This is a genomic window from Scandinavium sp. NPDC088450 (assembly GCF_044900545.1).
Lineage (GTDB): Bacteria > Pseudomonadota > Gammaproteobacteria > Enterobacterales > Enterobacteriaceae > Scandinavium.
Map to the genome: position 1 here is coordinate 56998 of NZ_JBJDNI010000015.1, position 15968 is coordinate 72965.

Annotated in this window: 15 protein-coding genes; 5 read left to right on the top strand and 10 right to left on the bottom strand. The window is 54.1% G+C overall.

Annotated elements, in window-relative coordinates; all coding sequences use genetic code 11:
• The first annotated feature begins 94 nt into the window (after positions 1-94).
• Together nadA and pnuC are read left to right on the top strand one after the other, a co-directional pair.
• The gene (gene nadA, locus ACI2I2_RS14490; protein WP_404658577.1) at positions 95-1138 is read left to right on the top strand and encodes a quinolinate synthase NadA; all 1044 of its coding nucleotides are present in this window, start codon (positions 95-97) and stop codon (positions 1136-1138) included.
• Positions 1139-1204: 66 nt separating this feature from the next.
• Entirely contained in the window at positions 1205-1924 is a 720-nt protein-coding gene (pnuC, locus tag ACI2I2_RS14495; RefSeq protein WP_404658527.1) for a nicotinamide riboside transporter PnuC, read from the top strand.
• Here pnuC and zitB read toward each other — a convergent pair.
• Positions 1921-2865: a CDF family zinc transporter ZitB gene (gene zitB, locus ACI2I2_RS14500; protein ID WP_404658528.1), complete on the bottom strand. Its 945-nt coding sequence runs from the start codon at positions 2863-2865 to the stop codon at positions 1921-1923. The genes pnuC and zitB overlap by 4 nt on opposite strands.
• 110 nt (positions 2866-2975) lie before the next feature.
• The gene (locus tag ACI2I2_RS14505) at positions 2976-3353 is read right to left on the bottom strand and encodes a YbgS-like family protein (RefSeq protein WP_330985760.1); all 378 of its coding nucleotides are present in this window, start codon (positions 3351-3353) and stop codon (positions 2976-2978) included.
• A gap of 307 nt (positions 3354-3660) precedes the next feature.
• Between ACI2I2_RS14505 and aroG the strand changes: the two genes are divergently transcribed.
• Positions 3661-4713 carry a 3-deoxy-7-phosphoheptulonate synthase AroG gene (aroG, locus tag ACI2I2_RS14510; protein ID WP_404658529.1) on the top strand — a complete coding sequence of 351 codons (1053 nt, stop codon included), beginning with the start codon at positions 3661-3663 and terminating at the stop codon, positions 4711-4713.
• A 43-nt stretch (positions 4714-4756) separates the two neighbouring features.
• Here aroG and ACI2I2_RS14515 read toward each other — a convergent pair whose 3' ends face one another.
• On the bottom strand, positions 4757-6280 hold the full coding sequence (locus tag ACI2I2_RS14515; protein WP_404658530.1) for an MFS transporter: 1524 nt from the start codon (positions 6278-6280) through the stop codon (positions 4757-4759).
• Between the two features lie 217 nt (positions 6281-6497).
• Here ACI2I2_RS14515 and ACI2I2_RS14520 point away from each other — a divergent pair, with 217 nt between their 5' ends.
• The gene (locus tag ACI2I2_RS14520) at positions 6498-7679 is read left to right on the top strand and encodes an oligogalacturonate lyase family protein (protein WP_404658531.1); all 1182 of its coding nucleotides are present in this window, start codon (positions 6498-6500) and stop codon (positions 7677-7679) included.
• A gap of 229 nt (positions 7680-7908) precedes the next feature.
• Here the strand turns inward: ACI2I2_RS14520 and gpmA are convergent, their stop codons facing one another.
• The 7 genes from gpmA to modE all read right to left on the bottom strand — a co-directional run bounded on the left by gpmA (position 7909) and on the right by modE (position 15656).
• Entirely contained in the window at positions 7909-8661 is a 753-nt protein-coding gene (gene gpmA / locus ACI2I2_RS14525; protein ID WP_330985765.1) for a 2,3-diphosphoglycerate-dependent phosphoglycerate mutase, read from the bottom strand.
• Positions 8662-8863: 202 nt separating this feature from the next.
• A complete protein-coding gene (gene galM / locus ACI2I2_RS14530; RefSeq protein ID WP_404658532.1) occupies positions 8864-9904 on the bottom strand; it encodes a galactose-1-epimerase in 1041 nt (346 codons plus the stop codon).
• Positions 9898-11046, bottom strand: coding sequence for a galactokinase (gene galK / locus ACI2I2_RS14535; protein ID WP_404658533.1), 1149 nt, complete (start codon positions 11044-11046; stop codon positions 9898-9900). The genes galM and galK overlap by 7 nt, the downstream gene beginning before the upstream one ends.
• A gap of 5 nt (positions 11047-11051) precedes the next feature.
• Complete coding sequence (gene galT / locus ACI2I2_RS14540) at positions 11052-12098, bottom strand: galactose-1-phosphate uridylyltransferase (RefSeq protein WP_404658534.1); 1047 nt, start codon at positions 12096-12098, stop codon at positions 11052-11054.
• Positions 12099-12107: 9 nt separating this feature from the next.
• On the bottom strand, positions 12108-13124 hold the full coding sequence (gene galE / locus ACI2I2_RS14545) for a UDP-glucose 4-epimerase GalE (RefSeq protein ID WP_404658535.1): 1017 nt from the start codon (positions 13122-13124) through the stop codon (positions 12108-12110).
• Between the two features lie 207 nt (positions 13125-13331).
• A complete protein-coding gene (modF, locus tag ACI2I2_RS14550) occupies positions 13332-14801 on the bottom strand; it encodes a molybdate ABC transporter ATP-binding protein ModF (RefSeq protein WP_404658536.1) in 1470 nt (489 codons plus the stop codon).
• Between the two features lie 66 nt (positions 14802-14867).
• Positions 14868-15656, bottom strand: coding sequence for a molybdenum-dependent transcriptional regulator (gene modE, locus ACI2I2_RS14555; RefSeq protein WP_404658537.1), 789 nt, complete (start codon positions 15654-15656; stop codon positions 14868-14870).
• A 127-nt stretch (positions 15657-15783) separates the two neighbouring features.
• Here modE and ACI2I2_RS14560 point away from each other — a divergent pair, with 127 nt between their 5' ends.
• Positions 15784-15936 carry an AcrZ family multidrug efflux pump-associated protein gene (locus tag ACI2I2_RS14560; protein WP_330985772.1) on the top strand — a complete coding sequence of 51 codons (153 nt, stop codon included), beginning with the start codon at positions 15784-15786 and terminating at the stop codon, positions 15934-15936.
• Positions 15937-15968 lie beyond the last annotated feature (32 nt).

Below are 15968 nucleotides of genomic sequence, written 5' to 3' on the forward strand. Positions count from 1 at the left end.
ATCTTGTTTAGCATATAAAACACCACTGTCTGATTAACGCGATTCAGGCCATTAAATCGACAGTTTTGTTAAGCCAGTAAAACGAGAAGCCATGATGAGCGTAATGTTTGATCCTGAAACCGCAATTTATCCTTTTCCGCCTAAGCCAGCGCCGTTGAGCGCCGAAGAAAAACAGTTCTATCGCGAGAAAATTAAGCGATTGCTGAAAGAGCGTAATGCGGTGATGGTTGCCCATTACTACACCGACCCGGAAATCCAGCAACTGGCGGAAGAAACCGGCGGCTGTATCTCAGATTCTCTGGAGATGGCGCGCTTCGGTGCCCGCCATGAAGCGACGACGCTGCTGGTGGCTGGCGTGCGTTTTATGGGCGAAACCGCGAAGATCCTCAGCCCGGAAAAAACCATCCTGATGCCTACGCTCAACGCCGAGTGTTCACTGGATCTCGGCTGTCCCATCGACGAATTTAACAAGTTTTGTGATGCGCACCCGGATCGCACGGTCGTGGTGTATGCCAACACTTCGGCTGCGGTAAAAGCACGTGCTGACTGGGTGGTGACCTCAAGTATTGCCGTTGAGCTTATCGAGCATCTCGACAGCTTGGGTGAAAAGATCATCTGGGCGCCGGATCGTCACTTAGGTCGCTATGTGCAAAAGCAGACGGGCGCAGATGTGCTGTGCTGGCAGGGCGCGTGTATCGTGCACGATGAATTCAAAACGCAGGCACTGGCTCGGATGAAAGCGCTTTATCCGCAAGCGGCCATTCTGGTGCATCCGGAATCGCCGCAGTCAATAGTGGAGATGGCGGATGCGGTGGGCTCAACCAGCCAGCTGATTGCGGCAGCGAAAACATTACCCAACCAGCAGCTTATCGTGGCGACCGATCGCGGTATTTTCTACAAAATGCAGCAGGCCGTGCCGGAAAAAGAGCTACTGGAAGCGCCGACCGCAGGCGAAGGCGCCACTTGTCGCAGCTGCGCGCACTGTCCGTGGATGGCGATGAACGGGCTGAAGGCGATTGCGGATGGACTGGATCACGGCGGGGCAGAACATGAGATCCATGTTGATGCGGCGCTGCGAGAGGGCGCATTGTTGCCTTTGAACCGCATGCTGGATTTTGCGGCTACACTACGCTCATAACTATCGGATCATAACCACGGCCCTAACCCGTTGTTAACTTTATGACGTCACGTCTGCGGAGATAAAATGGATTTCTTTAGCACGCAAAACATTTTGGTTCATATTCCCCTTGGCGCAGGGGGATACGATCTCTCATGGATTGAAGCCGTAGGCACGATCGCCGGCCTGTTGTGTATCTGGCTCGCGAGCCTCGAAAAAATCAGCAACTACGCCTTCGGTCTGATCAACGTCACGCTGTTCGCGATAATCTTTTTCCAGATCCAACTGTATGCCAGCCTGCTGCTGCAACTCTTCTTCTTTGCCGCAAATATCTACGGCTGGTATGCCTGGTCGCGACAAACCAGCCAGAACGAAGCAGAACTGCAAATTCGCTGGCTACCGTTGCCCAAAGCGCTCACCTGGCTTGCTGTGTGCGTGGTGGCGATTGGCCTGATGACCGTGTTTATCAATCCTGTGTTTGGCTTCCTCACCCGTGTGGCGGTCACGATAATGCAGGGCCTTGGCCTGAAGGTGTCGATGCCGGAATTGCAGCCAGACGCTTTCCCGTTCTGGGATTCCTGCATGATGGTGCTGTCGATTGTGGCGATGATCCTGATGACCCGTAAATACGTTGAAAACTGGCTGCTGTGGGTGGTTATCAATGTGATAAGCGTGGTGATTTTTGCGCTGCAGGGCGTGTATGCGATGTCGCTGGAGTACCTGCTGCTGACCTTTATCGCGCTGAACGGCAGCCGGATGTGGATAAACAGCGCGCGTGAACGAGGCTCGCGCGCGCTTTCCAGCTAGTGGTGATGATGGTGGCTGTGCCCGGATTGCACTTCGTTAAGATGGCATTCCGGGCCGCTGCACGGTTGATATTCCATCTGAATCGTGGCGTGCGCTATCTGGTAGTGATGCTCCAGATAGTGCTGAATTTTTTCCAGCAAAGCATCGTGGTCGTGAGGCGGAATCACGTGCACATGCAGCGTCATGATGGGTTTCTCGCCCACCTGCCAGACGTGAACGTGGTGAACATCCCGCACCTCGGGGATTTCACGACGCAGCCCGCGTTTAAGGGCTGAAATATCCAGTGAACGGGGCGCCCCTTCCAGCAACTCATTCACGCTCTCCTTCAGCAATTGCCACGCACTCTTAAGCACCAGGCAGGAAACCAGCACCGAAAGAATCGGGTCAATCGGCGTCCAGCCGGTGGTCAGAATCACAATGGCCGCGACAATTGCCCCTACGGAACCCAGTAAATCCCCCAGCACGTGCAGCGCGGCGGCGCGAACGTTCAGGTTTTTCTCTTCACTGCCGCGATGCAAAATCCAGAATGAGAGAATATTCGCCAGCAAACCTGCGACAGCAATCACCATCATGGTAGCGCCGGCAATCGGCTGCGGGTCACGGAAGCGTTGCACGGCTTCCCAGACAATCAGGATAGTAATCAACACCAGCGCGATGGCATTGACGAAAGCGGCAAGCGTCGTCAGACGAAGCCAGCCAAAAGTGTGGCGGGCATTGGGCGGGCGTTTAGCAAAATGCACCGCCATCAGTGCAAACAACAACGCTGCGGCATCGGTGAGCATATGCCCGGCATCGGCTAACAGCGCCAGAGAGCCGGATATCAGGCCACCAACAACCTCCAGCAGCATAAACCCGGCAGTAATGATAAATGCCAGCAGCAGGCGGCGTGCGTTGCCGTCATCGGGTTGCTGGGGCGAGGAGTGAGAATGCGAATGCGCCATATGCAGGACCTGCTTTTTTTAATTAGTGCATGACATGATTGCAGATCTTTGGCTATTGCGCATAAAAAAAGGAGAGCGAGGCTCTCCTAGGTGATGACATCAGGGACGGATTACTGCGTCGTACCGTCCGTTTTGGTATTGACGTCATTATTCATCCCGTCGCCGGTTTCAACTTTTTTGTTGATGTCCGGGCATTTGCCGTCTTTGCACATGGTGTTCTTATGGATTTCGTCCTTACTCATGTGCTGAGTGTCGCTGGTGGTGCCGTTTGGATGCAGCATTGTGCCGTTGGACGAGCTGTTCACATTGCTGTTATCGACACCGTTTGGAGCAACATTTTGATGGGCATCAGGGGCGTGCTGGCCCGCATCGGCAGCGGAATTTGCCTGGCCATTATTGTCTGAGGCAGTGTCTGCCGCGAAGGCAGCACCACTCATCATCGAGAGGGTCGCAGTCAGGATCAGTGTTGCCAGTGTGTTGTTTTTCATGGGGATGCTCCTGTTATGGTTGTTAAGTCGGATAACGTCTTCCAACAGTGCATTTCGCTGATGGGTGGATAAAAACTCCACCGCAATGATTTAAGTCAGCGCGTAATCTCGCTAAACATTTAAAAGTCAGCATTTACCTTTAAAAAGTGTAGCGGCGATCTCAGTTATCGCTACTTTCTGGCGTTTTTAAGGTGATTTCCAGGAATTATCCGGCTCAAGTGTAAAACCCGGTTTACACTTCTGACCTGGCGAGATAGATTGAAGGGATTGCACTCAATCGACTAAGTATGGCAACGCTGGAAAGATCATGAATTATCAGAACGACGATTTACGTATTAAAGAGATCAACGAGTTATTACCTCCTGTAGCGCTCCTTGAAAAATTCCCCGCCACTGAAAACGCCGCCAATACGGTGTCGCATGCCCGCAAAGCGATCCACAAGATCCTTAAAGGCAGCGACGATCGCCTGCTGGTGGTGATTGGCCCGTGCTCTATTCATGATCCTGTTGCGGCGAAGGAATACGCCAACCGCTTGCTGGCATTGCGTGAAGAGCTCAAAGGCGAGCTGGAAATCGTCATGCGCGTCTATTTTGAAAAACCACGTACTACCGTGGGCTGGAAAGGGCTGATTAACGATCCGCACATGGATAACAGCTTCCAGATTAACGACGGTCTGCGCATTGCCCGTAAGCTGCTGCTCGAAATTAACGACAGCGGCCTGCCTGCGGCGGGGGAATTCCTCGACATGATCACCCCGCAGTACATGGCAGACCTGATGAGCTGGGGCGCAATTGGTGCGCGTACCACCGAATCTCAGGTTCACCGTGAACTGGCTTCTGGCCTGTCTTGCCCGGTAGGTTTCAAAAACGGCACAGACGGCACCATCAAAGTGGCTATCGATGCCATTAATGCTGCTGGCGCGCCGCATTGCTTCCTGTCTGTGACCAAATGGGGCCACTCTGCCATTGTGAACACCAGCGGCAACGGCGACTGCCATATCATTCTGCGCGGCGGTAAAGAGCCAAACTACAGCGCGCATCATGTGGCGATGGTCAAAGAAGGGCTGCACAAAGCGGGCCTGCCGTCGCAGGTGATGATCGACTTCAGCCACGCCAACTCCAGCAAGCAGTTTAAAAAGCAGATGGACGTGGCGACTGACGTAGCAGGGCAAATCGCGGGTGGCGAAAAAGCCATCATCGGGGTGATGATTGAAAGCCATCTGGTGGAAGGCAATCAGAATCTCGAAAGCAGTGAACCGCTGACTTACGGTAAGAGCATTACCGACGCCTGCATTGGCTGGGACGACACCGATGCGGTGCTGCGCCAGCTGGCGAACGCGGTGAAAGCTCGCCGCGGTTAATCGCCGCAGTCTGGCCCGCACGGGCCAGACTTTCTTCTCGACTTCAGCGGGCGATAGCCAGTTCGCGCTGACCGTGATGACATCCCCAGCACTCTTCATAGGGGTGCCCCACCAACTCTTCAATCACCCGTCGTACTTCTGCAGGAATATCCTCTTTCCTACCACCCGCTTTGATTCTGGCAACCTCACCGAGCACAATCAGGTGGTTTTTCCTGTTCAGCTTCATTTGGCTGCTGAAGACCATGGCGGCAATGGCAAGCAGGACAACCCCGAGACAGAAGACGCAGGCAATGGCGTTGACGGCACTGGCGGGCTGTACAAGCGCTTTGGACTGAAAGCCATAAAAGCTGAGGATCGCTCCCATCGCAAACACGATAGTTGAGCGCAGCAATTTCCCGGCAAAGGTCATTGCTCCGGCATAGACCCCTTCGCGTCGCCGTCCGGTATAAACCTCGTCAATATCTGCCAGGAAGGTATAAACCGTCCACGGAATGTAATACACGCCACCAGTACCGATACCGAATACCACAGTAATGCCGAACATCATGATAGTGGCGATATGGGCAGGCAGATGGAAAAACCACAGCCCGGTGTACATCAGCGTGGCCACGATCACCACCGCCAGGGCGACAATATACGGTTTACTGAAGCCTTTTTTGACACAGATACCGATGAACAGGGCGGTAGAAAATAGCTGCAAGATCGAATTCAGGCTATTTAATCCGGCGACCATCGCCGGGTCGTGCTGTAAAACGAAGATAACAAAATAGGTAAATATTGAGGCGAAAAGCCATTCGGCCCCAAAGCCGCACAAATACATACCCAGATGTTTGCGAAATACCCGTAAATAAAACGTGGAACGCATATCACTGAGTAAAGCCAGCATCGCGGGTAACAGCCCCGTTTTAGTTGAAGCTGTATTTTCCTCTTCAGTTGAAGGCTCAGCAGGGCGCTCCCAACTGAAATGCCAGAGGCAGGCAATGGCGATAACCAGAATCGCGCCATAGGTTAATCCTGTCAGGAAAAAGGGCGTCGCAGACTCTTTGCCGTACAGCAAAATGAATTGCCCGGGAATAAACGCGGCGAGAAAATTCGCCAGCTTGCCAAAAATGGCTTTGTATCCGGTCAATTTTGAACGCTGGGAAAAATCGTCCGTCATCTCGGTCGCCAGTGTCTCGTAAGAAACCATCACCGAGGTATAGATAATTTCGAACATCACGTAGGTGCACAGGTAATAAGCAAAGCCAAGCCCATCAACCCACAGCAGCGGATAGAACAGCATCAGTGGGATGCCCAACAGCAGGAAAAAGCGGCGGCGGCCAAAGCGTCTTCCCAGCCGTGTTTTATTGAAATTATCGGTGATATATCCCATCAACGGATTGCTGATCGCATCAATGATACTGGCGACGGAGAAGATAAAAGAGGCCTCAATCAGCGTCAGCCCGCAGAAGGTGGTGTAGAAATAAAGCAGCCATGCGCCACTGATGGCCAACGCCCCGCTACCGAGCAGATTCCCACCGCCATAAGCAAGCTGATGTCTGAGAGAGATTGTTTTTTCATTGCGCATTGCATACTATCCCTGCATTGTTGTGAAATGGTGTTTTAATTTTATAGGTCTTGTGTTTTATGCTTGTTACTGGCGCAGGGAAAATTGATCTCATTCACAGAAACCCTTATTCACAAGAATATTTTTCGGCAGTGTGGATGAACTCACATAATGTTGTTCGTGAGCAGAAATCCTGATATTCGAGGTTCGGAAAGCACAACGTACGGCGGGAAAAAAAATGGCTAAAGGTTCAGAAGTTCAATTACATTTCCAGACTGTGACTGATCCACACACCGGGGCAAGAGTGACGCGCCTGACGCCACCCGATGTACTTTGTCACCGGAATTATTTCTACCAAAAATGTTTCACTCAGGATGGCCGTCAATTACTTTTTGCCGGTGAGTTCGACGGCCATCGTAACTATTACCTGCTGGATTTAGCCACGCAAAAAGCCGTGCAACTGACGGAAGGGGCAGGGGACAACACCTTTGGCGGATTTCTGTCACCGGATGACCGTGCTCTGTTTTATGTCAAAAACGATCGCACCCTGCAGCGGGTCTCGCTGGACACGCTAGCTGAAACAACGGTCTATCAGGTGCCGGAAGACAAGATGGGTTACGGCACGTGGGTGGCGAACAGCCGCTGTAGCAAACTGGTGGGTATTGAGATTGCCAGAGAGGACTGGGTGCCGCTCAACGACTGGAAAATTTTCCACGACTTCTACCATAAAGGCCCGCGCTGCCGGCTGCTTCGCGTCGATTTAGCCAGCGGAGAAACGGCGGTCATCCTCGAGGATAATCAGTGGCTCGGGCATCCCATTTATCGCCCGTTCGATGATACAACGGTGGCCTTTTGTCACGAAGGTCCGCATGACCTGGTGGATGCGAGAATGTGGCTGGTGAAGGAAGACGGCAGCGAGCTGCGCAAGGTGAAGACCCATGCGCCAGGCGAGAGCTGTACCCATGAATTCTGGACGCCGGATGGCTCTGCGCTGCTGTATGTGTCTTATCTGAAAGGTCAGGCCGAGCGCCATATTCGCCGCTACGATCCCGAGACCCAGCAGGACATCATGCTGATGACCATGCCAGCCTGTTCGCATTTAATGAGCAATAACGACGGCACGCTGCTGGTGGGGGATGGTTCCGGCACGCCGGTGGACGTGGAAGATTCGGCCAGCCATCGCATTGAAAACGATCCGTTTCTCTATCTGTTCGATACCCAAAGCCGCCGCCATATTGCGCTTGCGGCACACAACAGCTCGTGGCGGGTACTCAACGGGGACAGGCAGGTGACGCATCCGCATCCTTCCTTTTCGCCGGATGAACGGCAGGTTCTGTTCACCTCGGATGGCGAAGGTCAGCCCGCGCTGTATCTGGCTACGGTTTCAGACGACCTTCGTCAGTCTCTGCGCAGGGTATAACCGGTTGATATGCCGGGCGGCGCTTTGCTTGCTCCGGCCTACGATCTGCATTGGACTGTGATGCCGGGCGGCGCTTCGCTTGCACCGGCCTACGATCTGCATTGGACTGTGATGCCGGGTGGCGCAACGATTTGCATCGGACCGGTAGGCCTGGCAAGCGCAGCGCCGCCGGGCAATGAAACAAAAAAAAGCGTGGCAAAAACCACGCTTTTTTGTCTCAGGTGAAAACTTACTTCGCTTTACCCTGGTTGGCGACGGCAGCCGCTTTGGCAGCGATTTCGTCGGCATTGCCCAGATAGTAGTGTTTCACCGGCTTGAAGTTTTCATCGAACTCATACACCAGCGGCACGCCAGTTGGGATGTTCAGTTCGAGAATTTCGTCTTCGCCCATGTTGTCCAGGTATTTCACCAGTGCACGCAGGGAGTTGCCGTGAGCCGCGATGATCACGCGCTCGCCGCTTTTCAGGCGTGGCAGAATGGTTTCGTTCCAGTAAGGCACCACGCGATCGATGGTCAGCGCCAGGCTTTCAGTCACTGGCAGCTCTTTATCGGTCAGTTTCGCGTAGCGTGGGTCATGGCCCGGATAGCGCTCGTCATCTTTGGTCAGTTCTGGTGGGGTGATGGCAAAGCCACGACGCCACTGTTTAACCTGCTCGTCACCGTATTTTTCAGCGGTTTCCGCTTTGTTCAGACCCTGCAGCGCACCGTAGTGACGTTCGTTCAGTTTCCAGGATTTCTCAACCGGCAGCCACGCTTGATCCAGCTCATCCAGCACGTTCCACAGGGTGTGGATGGCACGTTTCAGCACAGAGGTATAAGCAAAATCAAAGCTGAAGCCTTCTTCTTTCAGCAGTTTGCCTGCTGCTTTGGCTTCGCCCACACCTTTCTCAGACAGATCAACATCATACCAACCGGTGAAGCGGTTTTCATTGTTCCACTGGCTTTCGCCGTGACGAACAAGCACAAGCTTAGTTACAGCCATACTGTGACTCCTGAACTAGATTGAATGATAACAATTCTCATTATATTGCCGTTGCGCCAGCAGCGGCAACGCTTATTGATAACCATAGCGAAAATAGCGGCGTAGTGTAAGCAGCTTGTGACGAGGTCGTTAGTATTTAATGGTAAGTGCGGTAATTTTCGGCATTTTACTAAAAAAGCCCTCTTTGAAAGAGGGCAGGGGATCACAACGAGGTAAATTGATATTCGGTCACGCTGACATACTCTTCACCCGGCAGCAGCGTGCAGTCGGGCTGCGGCCATTCCGGGTGATTAGGGCTGTCTGGCAGGAATTCGCTTTCCAGCGCCAGCCCTTGCCAGGTGGCGTAAGGCTGCGGTTCGCGTGATGGCGTACCGTCAAGGAAGTTGCCGGAATAAAACTGCAGCGCAGGCGCGGTGGTAAACACCTTCAGCTCCAGCTTGTTATCCGCAGACCACACCGTTGCCACGGGCTGAGAAAGCTCGCCTTTGGCATTGAGCAGGAACGCGTGATCGTAGCCATTGACCTTGCGCTGATCGTCGTCAGACAGGAACTCGCTGGCAATCTGCTTAGGTTTACGGAAATCAAAGCTGGTGCCGGCAACGTCTTTCAGGCCTGCGCGAGGAATGCCCATTTCATCGACCGGCAGATACTGATCGGCCGCGATACTCAGCGTATGGTTGCGCACATCGCTCTGACCGCCATCGAGATTGAAATAGACATGGTTAGTCAGGTTAACCGGACAGGCTTTATCAACCGTCGCCCGGTATTCGATAGCGATGCGATTATCTTCTGTCAGCTGATAGTGCGCGGTAGCACGCAGATTTCCAGGGAAGCCCTGGTCGCCATCGGCTGATTCAAGGGCAAACAGCACTGACGTGTCATTCTGATTCACTACCTGCCAGCGGCGTTTGTCGAACCCTTCCGGGCCGCCGTGCAGCTGGTTTGGGCCCTGGCTCGGCGCAAGCTGCCAGGTTTCCCCGGCAAGCGTAAAACGGCTGTCGGCGATGCGATTTGCATAGCGGCCGACAGAGGCACCCAGAAAAGCAGCCTGACTGGTGTAGTGTTCCGGGCTTGCGCAGCCGAGAAGCGCTTCGCGTACCGAGCCATCGTTCAGCGGAATGCGCGCAGAAAGCAACGTCGCGCCCCAGTCCATCAAAGTGACAACCATGCCTGCGTTGTTACGCAGAGTCAGCAAACGGAACGGCAGGCCGTCCGGTGCTAACGCAGGAGTTCCAATCAGCACTGGCCCGCTCCTTGTGATGCTTTACAGACATAGAAAGTCTCTTTGATACCGGTTTTAGCGTGATATTGCGCAGCAACCGCGTCTTTCACCGCAGGCACCAGTTCTTCAGGCACCAGCGCCACAATGCAGCCACCGAAACCGCCGCCGGTCATGCGTACGCCGCCTTTGTCGCCAATGGTGGCTTTCACAATCTCGACCAGGGTATCAATCTGCGGCACGGTGATTTCGAAGTCATCACGCATGGAAGCATGAGATTCCGCCATCAGCTCACCCATACGTTTCAGGTCACCTTTTGCCAGAGCAGAAGCCGCTTCAACGGTACGGGCGTTTTCCGTCAGCACGTGGCGAACGCGTTTGGCCACAATCGGGTCAAGTTCATGGGCGACGGCGTTGAATTTTTCCAGCGAAACATCGCGCAGAGCAGGCTGCTGGAAGAAGCGCGCGCCTGTCTCACACTGTTCGCGACGGGTGTTGTACTCGCTGCCGACCAGCGTGCGTTTAAAGTTACTGTTGATGATGATCACCGCCGCACCTTTCGGCATGGAAACCGCTTTGGTGCCAAGCGAACGGCAGTCAATCAGCAGCGCATGATCTTTCTTGCCGAGGGCAGAAATCAGCTGATCCATAATGCCGCAGTTACAGCCAACAAACTGGTTCTCCGCTTCCTGACCGTTGAGGGCGATTTGCGCCCCATCCAGCGGCAGATGATAAAGCTGCTGGAAAACCGTGCCCACAGCAACTTCCAACGATGCAGAAGAGCTCAAACCCGCGCCCTGCGGCACATCGCCGCTGATAACCATATCCACGCCACCGAAATTGCGGTTACGTTTTTGCAGATGCTTCACCACGCCGCGCACGTAGTTAGACCACTGCTGGGTATCGTGGCTGACAATGGGCGCATCCAGTGAGAACTCATCTGTCTGGTTTTCGTAGTCGGCCGCAATCACGCGTACCGTTCTGTCCTGGCGCGGCGCGCAGCTGATTACTGTTTGATAATCAATGGCGCACGGCAACACGAAACCATCGTTGTAATCGGTGTGTTCGCCAATCAGGTTCACGCGGCCTGGTGCCTGGATAACGTGGTTGGCAGGGTAGCCAAATTTTTCAGCAAACAGGGACAGGGTTTTCTCTTTCAGACTCATTATTTTTAGACTCCTGATTCGCGATAGTGAACATCACTGACGGCACGCAGACGCTCCGCGGCTTGTTCAGCCGTGAGATCGCGCTGTGTTTCTGCCAGCATTTCATAACCAACCATAAACTTGCGGACGGTAGCCGAGCGCAGCAGGGGGGGATAGAAGTGAGCGTGAAGTTGCCAGTGAGCATTGTCTTCGCCATTGAACGGCGCGCCGTGCCAGCCCATTGAGTAGGGGAAGGAGCACTGGAACAGGTTGTCGTAACGGCTGGTGAGTTTTTTCAGCGCTAGCGCAAGATCGCTGCGTTGAGCTTCCGTTAAATCGGTGATGCGCAGGACATGCGTTTTTGGCAGCAGCAGCGTTTCGAACGGCCACGCCGCCCAGTAAGGCACAACCGCCAGCCAGTGTTCAGTTTCCACCACGGTACGGCTGCCGTCGGCCAATTCGCGCTGGGTGTAATCCACCAGCATGGGCGAACCTTGCTCGGCAAAATAGTCTTTTTGCAGGCGGTCTTCACGTTCCGCTTCATTCGGTAAAAAACTGTTCGCCCAGACCTGGCCGTGTGGGTGTGGGTTAGAGCAACCCATCGCCGCGCCTTTGTTCTCAAACACCTGAACCCAGGGGTAACGCTGGCCTAAATCTGCCGTCTGCTCCTGCCAGGTTTTCACCACTTCTTCTAACGCAGACACGCTCAGCTCAGGCAAGGTTTTGCTGTGATCGGGGGAGAAACAAATCACCCGGCTGGTGCCACGTGCGCTTTCACAACGCATCAGTGGATCTGCGCTTTGTGGCGCGTCTGGCGTGTCGGTCATCAGCGCAGCAAAGTCATTGGTAAAGACATAGGTGCCGGTGTACTGCGGGTTGGTATCGCCCGTGACGCGGGTGTTGCCCGGGCAAAGGAAACAATCGGGATCGTGGGCGGGCAACGTTTGTTTGGCTGGCGTTTCTTGCGCCCCCTGCCAGGGGCGCTTGGCGCGATGCGGTGACACCAAAATCCACTGCCCGGTTAACGGGTTATAGCGGCGGTGCGGATGATCGACAGGGTTGAATTGCGTCATGACAAGTCCTTAATCAGGGTAACCCTGCGGATGGCGGGACTGCCAGTGCCAGGTGTCCTGTGCCATTTCGTCAAGATTACGGGTCACTCGCCAGTTCAGATCGCGATCGGCTTTGTTCGCATCCGCCCAGTAGGCCGGAAGGTCGCCATCGCGACGTGGCGCGAAGTGATAGTTAATCGGTTTGCCGCAGGCTTTGCTGAAGGCGTTCACCACATCCAGTACGCTGCTGCCTACGCCTGCACCCAGGTTGTAAACATGTACACCAGGTTTGTCGGCGAGTTTTTCCATTGCTGCCACGTGCCCGTCGGCCAGGTCCATCACGTGGATGTAATCGCGCACGCCGGTGCCGTCTTGCGTTGGGTAGTCATTGCCGAAAATAGCGAGTGACTCGCGGCGGCCAACAGCGACCTGCGCGATGTACGGCATCAGGTTATTTGGAATGCCTTGCGGATCTTCACCCATGTCACCTGATGGATGTGCGCCAACCGGGTTGAAATAACGCAGCAGGGCGATGCTCCATTCAGGCTGTGCTTTTTGCAGGTCAGCCAGAATTTGCTCAACCATCAGCTTGCTTTTGCCGTAAGGGCTTTGCGGCGTGCCGGTCGGGAAGCTTTCAACATAAGGGATTTTTGGCTGGTCGCCGTAGACGGTGGCGGAGGAGCTGAAAATGAAGTTTTTGACGTTGGCGGCGCGCATCGCGGCAATCAGACGCAAGGTACCGTTGACGTTGTTGTCGTAGTACTCGAGCGGCTTAGCGACCGATTCGCCCACTGCTTTCAGGCCGGCAAAGTGAATAACGGTATCGATAGCGTGATCGTGCAGAATTTCTGTCATCAACGCTTCGTTGCGGATATCACCCTCCACAAACACCGGCTGCTTGCCGCCTAAACGTTCAATCACCGGTAACACGCTGCGTTTGCTGTTGCACAGGTTATCGAGAATGATGACGTCGTGCCCTTGTTTCAGCAACTGCACGCAGGTATGGCTGCCTATGTAACCGCTACCACCTGTAACCAGTACTCTCATAATTCGCTCCGTTAAGCCTATGGTATGGAATAAGCCTAGCATAACAGAGAAGCGAAAAGTGTGACATGGCCTAAATTAGTGGAATCGTTTACACAGCGAAAATTCAGCGCATCGCGGCCCGTTTTTGCATTATAAAACAAGGCGAAGAGAAAGGCAGGCTACTCTTTATCTGAAAAGAGGGGAGCGACAGGCTCCCCAACAGAATGATCAGCGTTTACCAATGGCGTAGCGATAGCCTTCGGGCTGAGGCACAAACTCCAGGCGATGGGTGATGCAGTCCGGTGCATCTTCAGCGTGATGCGAGACAAACAGCAACTGGGTGTTGCCTTCACCAATCAGTACATCCACAAACCGACGGACAAGCTGGCGGTTTAGCGGATCAAGACCCTGAAGCGGCTCATCAAGGATCAGCAGCGTCGGGTGTTTCACCAGCGCACGAACAATCAGGGCCAAACGCTGTTGGCCCCAGGAAAGGCTGTGGAACGGTGCGTCAGCGGTGCGATGGTCGATGCCCAGAATATCCAGCCAGCCTTGCGCCAGCTTGTGTTGTTTATCGGACACCGCCTGATAGATACCGATGGAATCGAAGAAGCCGGAAAGGATCACATTACGCACATTGGTGCTCACGCGGTAATCAAGATGCAGACTGCTGCTGACATAGCCGATGTGCTTTTTAATGTCCCAGATGGTTTCTCCACTGCCACGACGGCGGCCAAACAGCGTCAAATCATTGCTGTAGCCCTGCGGGTGATCGCCGGTGACCAGGCTCAACAGCGTCGATTTTCCGGCACCGTTCGGGCCAACAATCTGCCAGTGTTCACCCGGATTTACCGTCCAGCTCATGTCTTCAATAATGGGTTTATCGTTGTACGACACCACACCGTGATTGAGCACAATCCTCGGCTGATTTTCAGGCAGAGAAAGCCGGGCAGGCGGCGCATCCGGTTCTGGCAACGTAATGCCCGAAAGCTTCTCGCTATGCGCCAGTTGGGCTATCAGCGCTTGCTCCAGCAAGGCTTTTTTAGCGCCAGTTTCCAGCAAGGTGCAGTCCGCCAGCACGCCAGCAAACTCGACGAATTCAGGAATCTCATCGAAACGGTTGAGTACCAACACCAGCGTAATGCCTTCCTGATGCAACGTGGCGAGAAGCTCAGCCAGGGCTTTGCGTGAAGCCACGTCCAGACCATCAAACGGCTCATCCAGAATCAATAAGTCCGGGTTGCTCATCAGCGCCTGGCAAAGCAAGGTTTTGCGCGTTTCACCGGTAGAAAGGTATTTGAAGCGGCGATCCAGCAAAGGCTCGATACCAAAGCGAGTGGCGAGTTCACGGCAACGCGCGGGGTCTTTGACTTCTTCCTGGATAATCTCGGCTGTCGTGCGCCCGGTGTCTTCTTCGCCAGGGCTGAGCAGGTCCGTATTGTTGCGCTGCCATTCATCACTGACCAGTTTCTGTAACTGTTCAAAGGAGAGGCGAGTGGTTCGTGTGAAGGCACTTTCGCGAGTGCCGGCAAGCAAAGTCAGCTCTCCTGAGAGCGAACGAGCCAGCGCTGACTTGCCGCTGCCGTTGCTGCCCACGAACGCCCAGGATTCACCGGCGTGAAGGGTGAGCGACGGAATAGAAAGCGTTTTTGTATCGCTAAGACGAAACGTGCCTTGCGAAATATGCAATGATGACATGGTGTATCCCATTTTTTGCAGCGATTTTATTCAGGGATACGTTTTCTGATGGCGAAAGTCAAGCCATCAGCGAAGGGTGGCGAGGATCACTCTGTCGGCATTAAACCAGGCGATAGCCGGTTCATTTTCCTTTAATTCAGCGGCTTCCTCGACGGGCAGTGTGGCGCAAAGTTCCTGACCATCAGGCAGTGTCATCAGCACTTCACACTGTGCCTGGCCGCGTTCAATGTGGCTGATGACACCGGTGAGCTGGTTGTCTGCCGATGCAGCCACTTTTGCATCGCGCGTAATACCGACCCACGGCGCTTTCAGTAAAACCAGCACTTCTTTGCCTTCCTCAAGCCCAAGACGCTCGCCGCTTTGTGCCGTCACAGCGACTTTCAGGCGCGTTTCACCATCGGCAAGCAGCACATCGACATGTTCCTGCACCTGTTGGTGGTCGCGTCGGGTAATCGTGCCGAACCATTGATTACGCGCGCTGGTTTGCAGAGAAAAACGTGAAATGGCTGCCAGCAGGCTGTCGAGTGGCAGCGCGTCATCGTCACTCAGCACGTCGAACGCTTTCTGCTGGATTTGCGCCAGCAGATCGTAAAGCTGAATCAGACGCTGACCGTAGCGCGTCAGCACTGCACCGCCGCCGCCTTTGCCGCCGGTGGCTCTGTCGACCAGAGGCTGTTCGCTGAGCTGGTTCATTTCGTTGATGGCATCCCAGGCACTTTTGTAGCTGATGCCCGCATTTTTCGCGCCCTGGCTGATGGAACCCGTCACGTCGATTTGTTTGAGCAGGGCAATGCGGCGCGGATCGGCAAACAGACGCTGCTGAAGCTTAAGAGTAAGAAGAATTTCGGCCTGCATATCAATGTCCTGCTCAGTTTTTGGAATGACGTTCCTCTGTATTATTACACAGGGCACCGCACAAAAGGGGAGTGAATTTCCTGAGTATCCGGTTACAATGAAGGAATCACAATGTCAGGAGCTGACCATGTTAGAGTTGTTGAAAAGTCTGGTCTTTGCCGTAATCATGGTTCCCGTGGTGATGGCGATCATTCTGGGGCTGATTTACGGTCTCGGTGAAGTGTTTAACGTTCTGTCGAACGTCGGCCACAAAGATAAAGGCCAGCAGCAAAATCATTGATTTCGAGATGCCCGGTTAAGCCGGGCATTTTT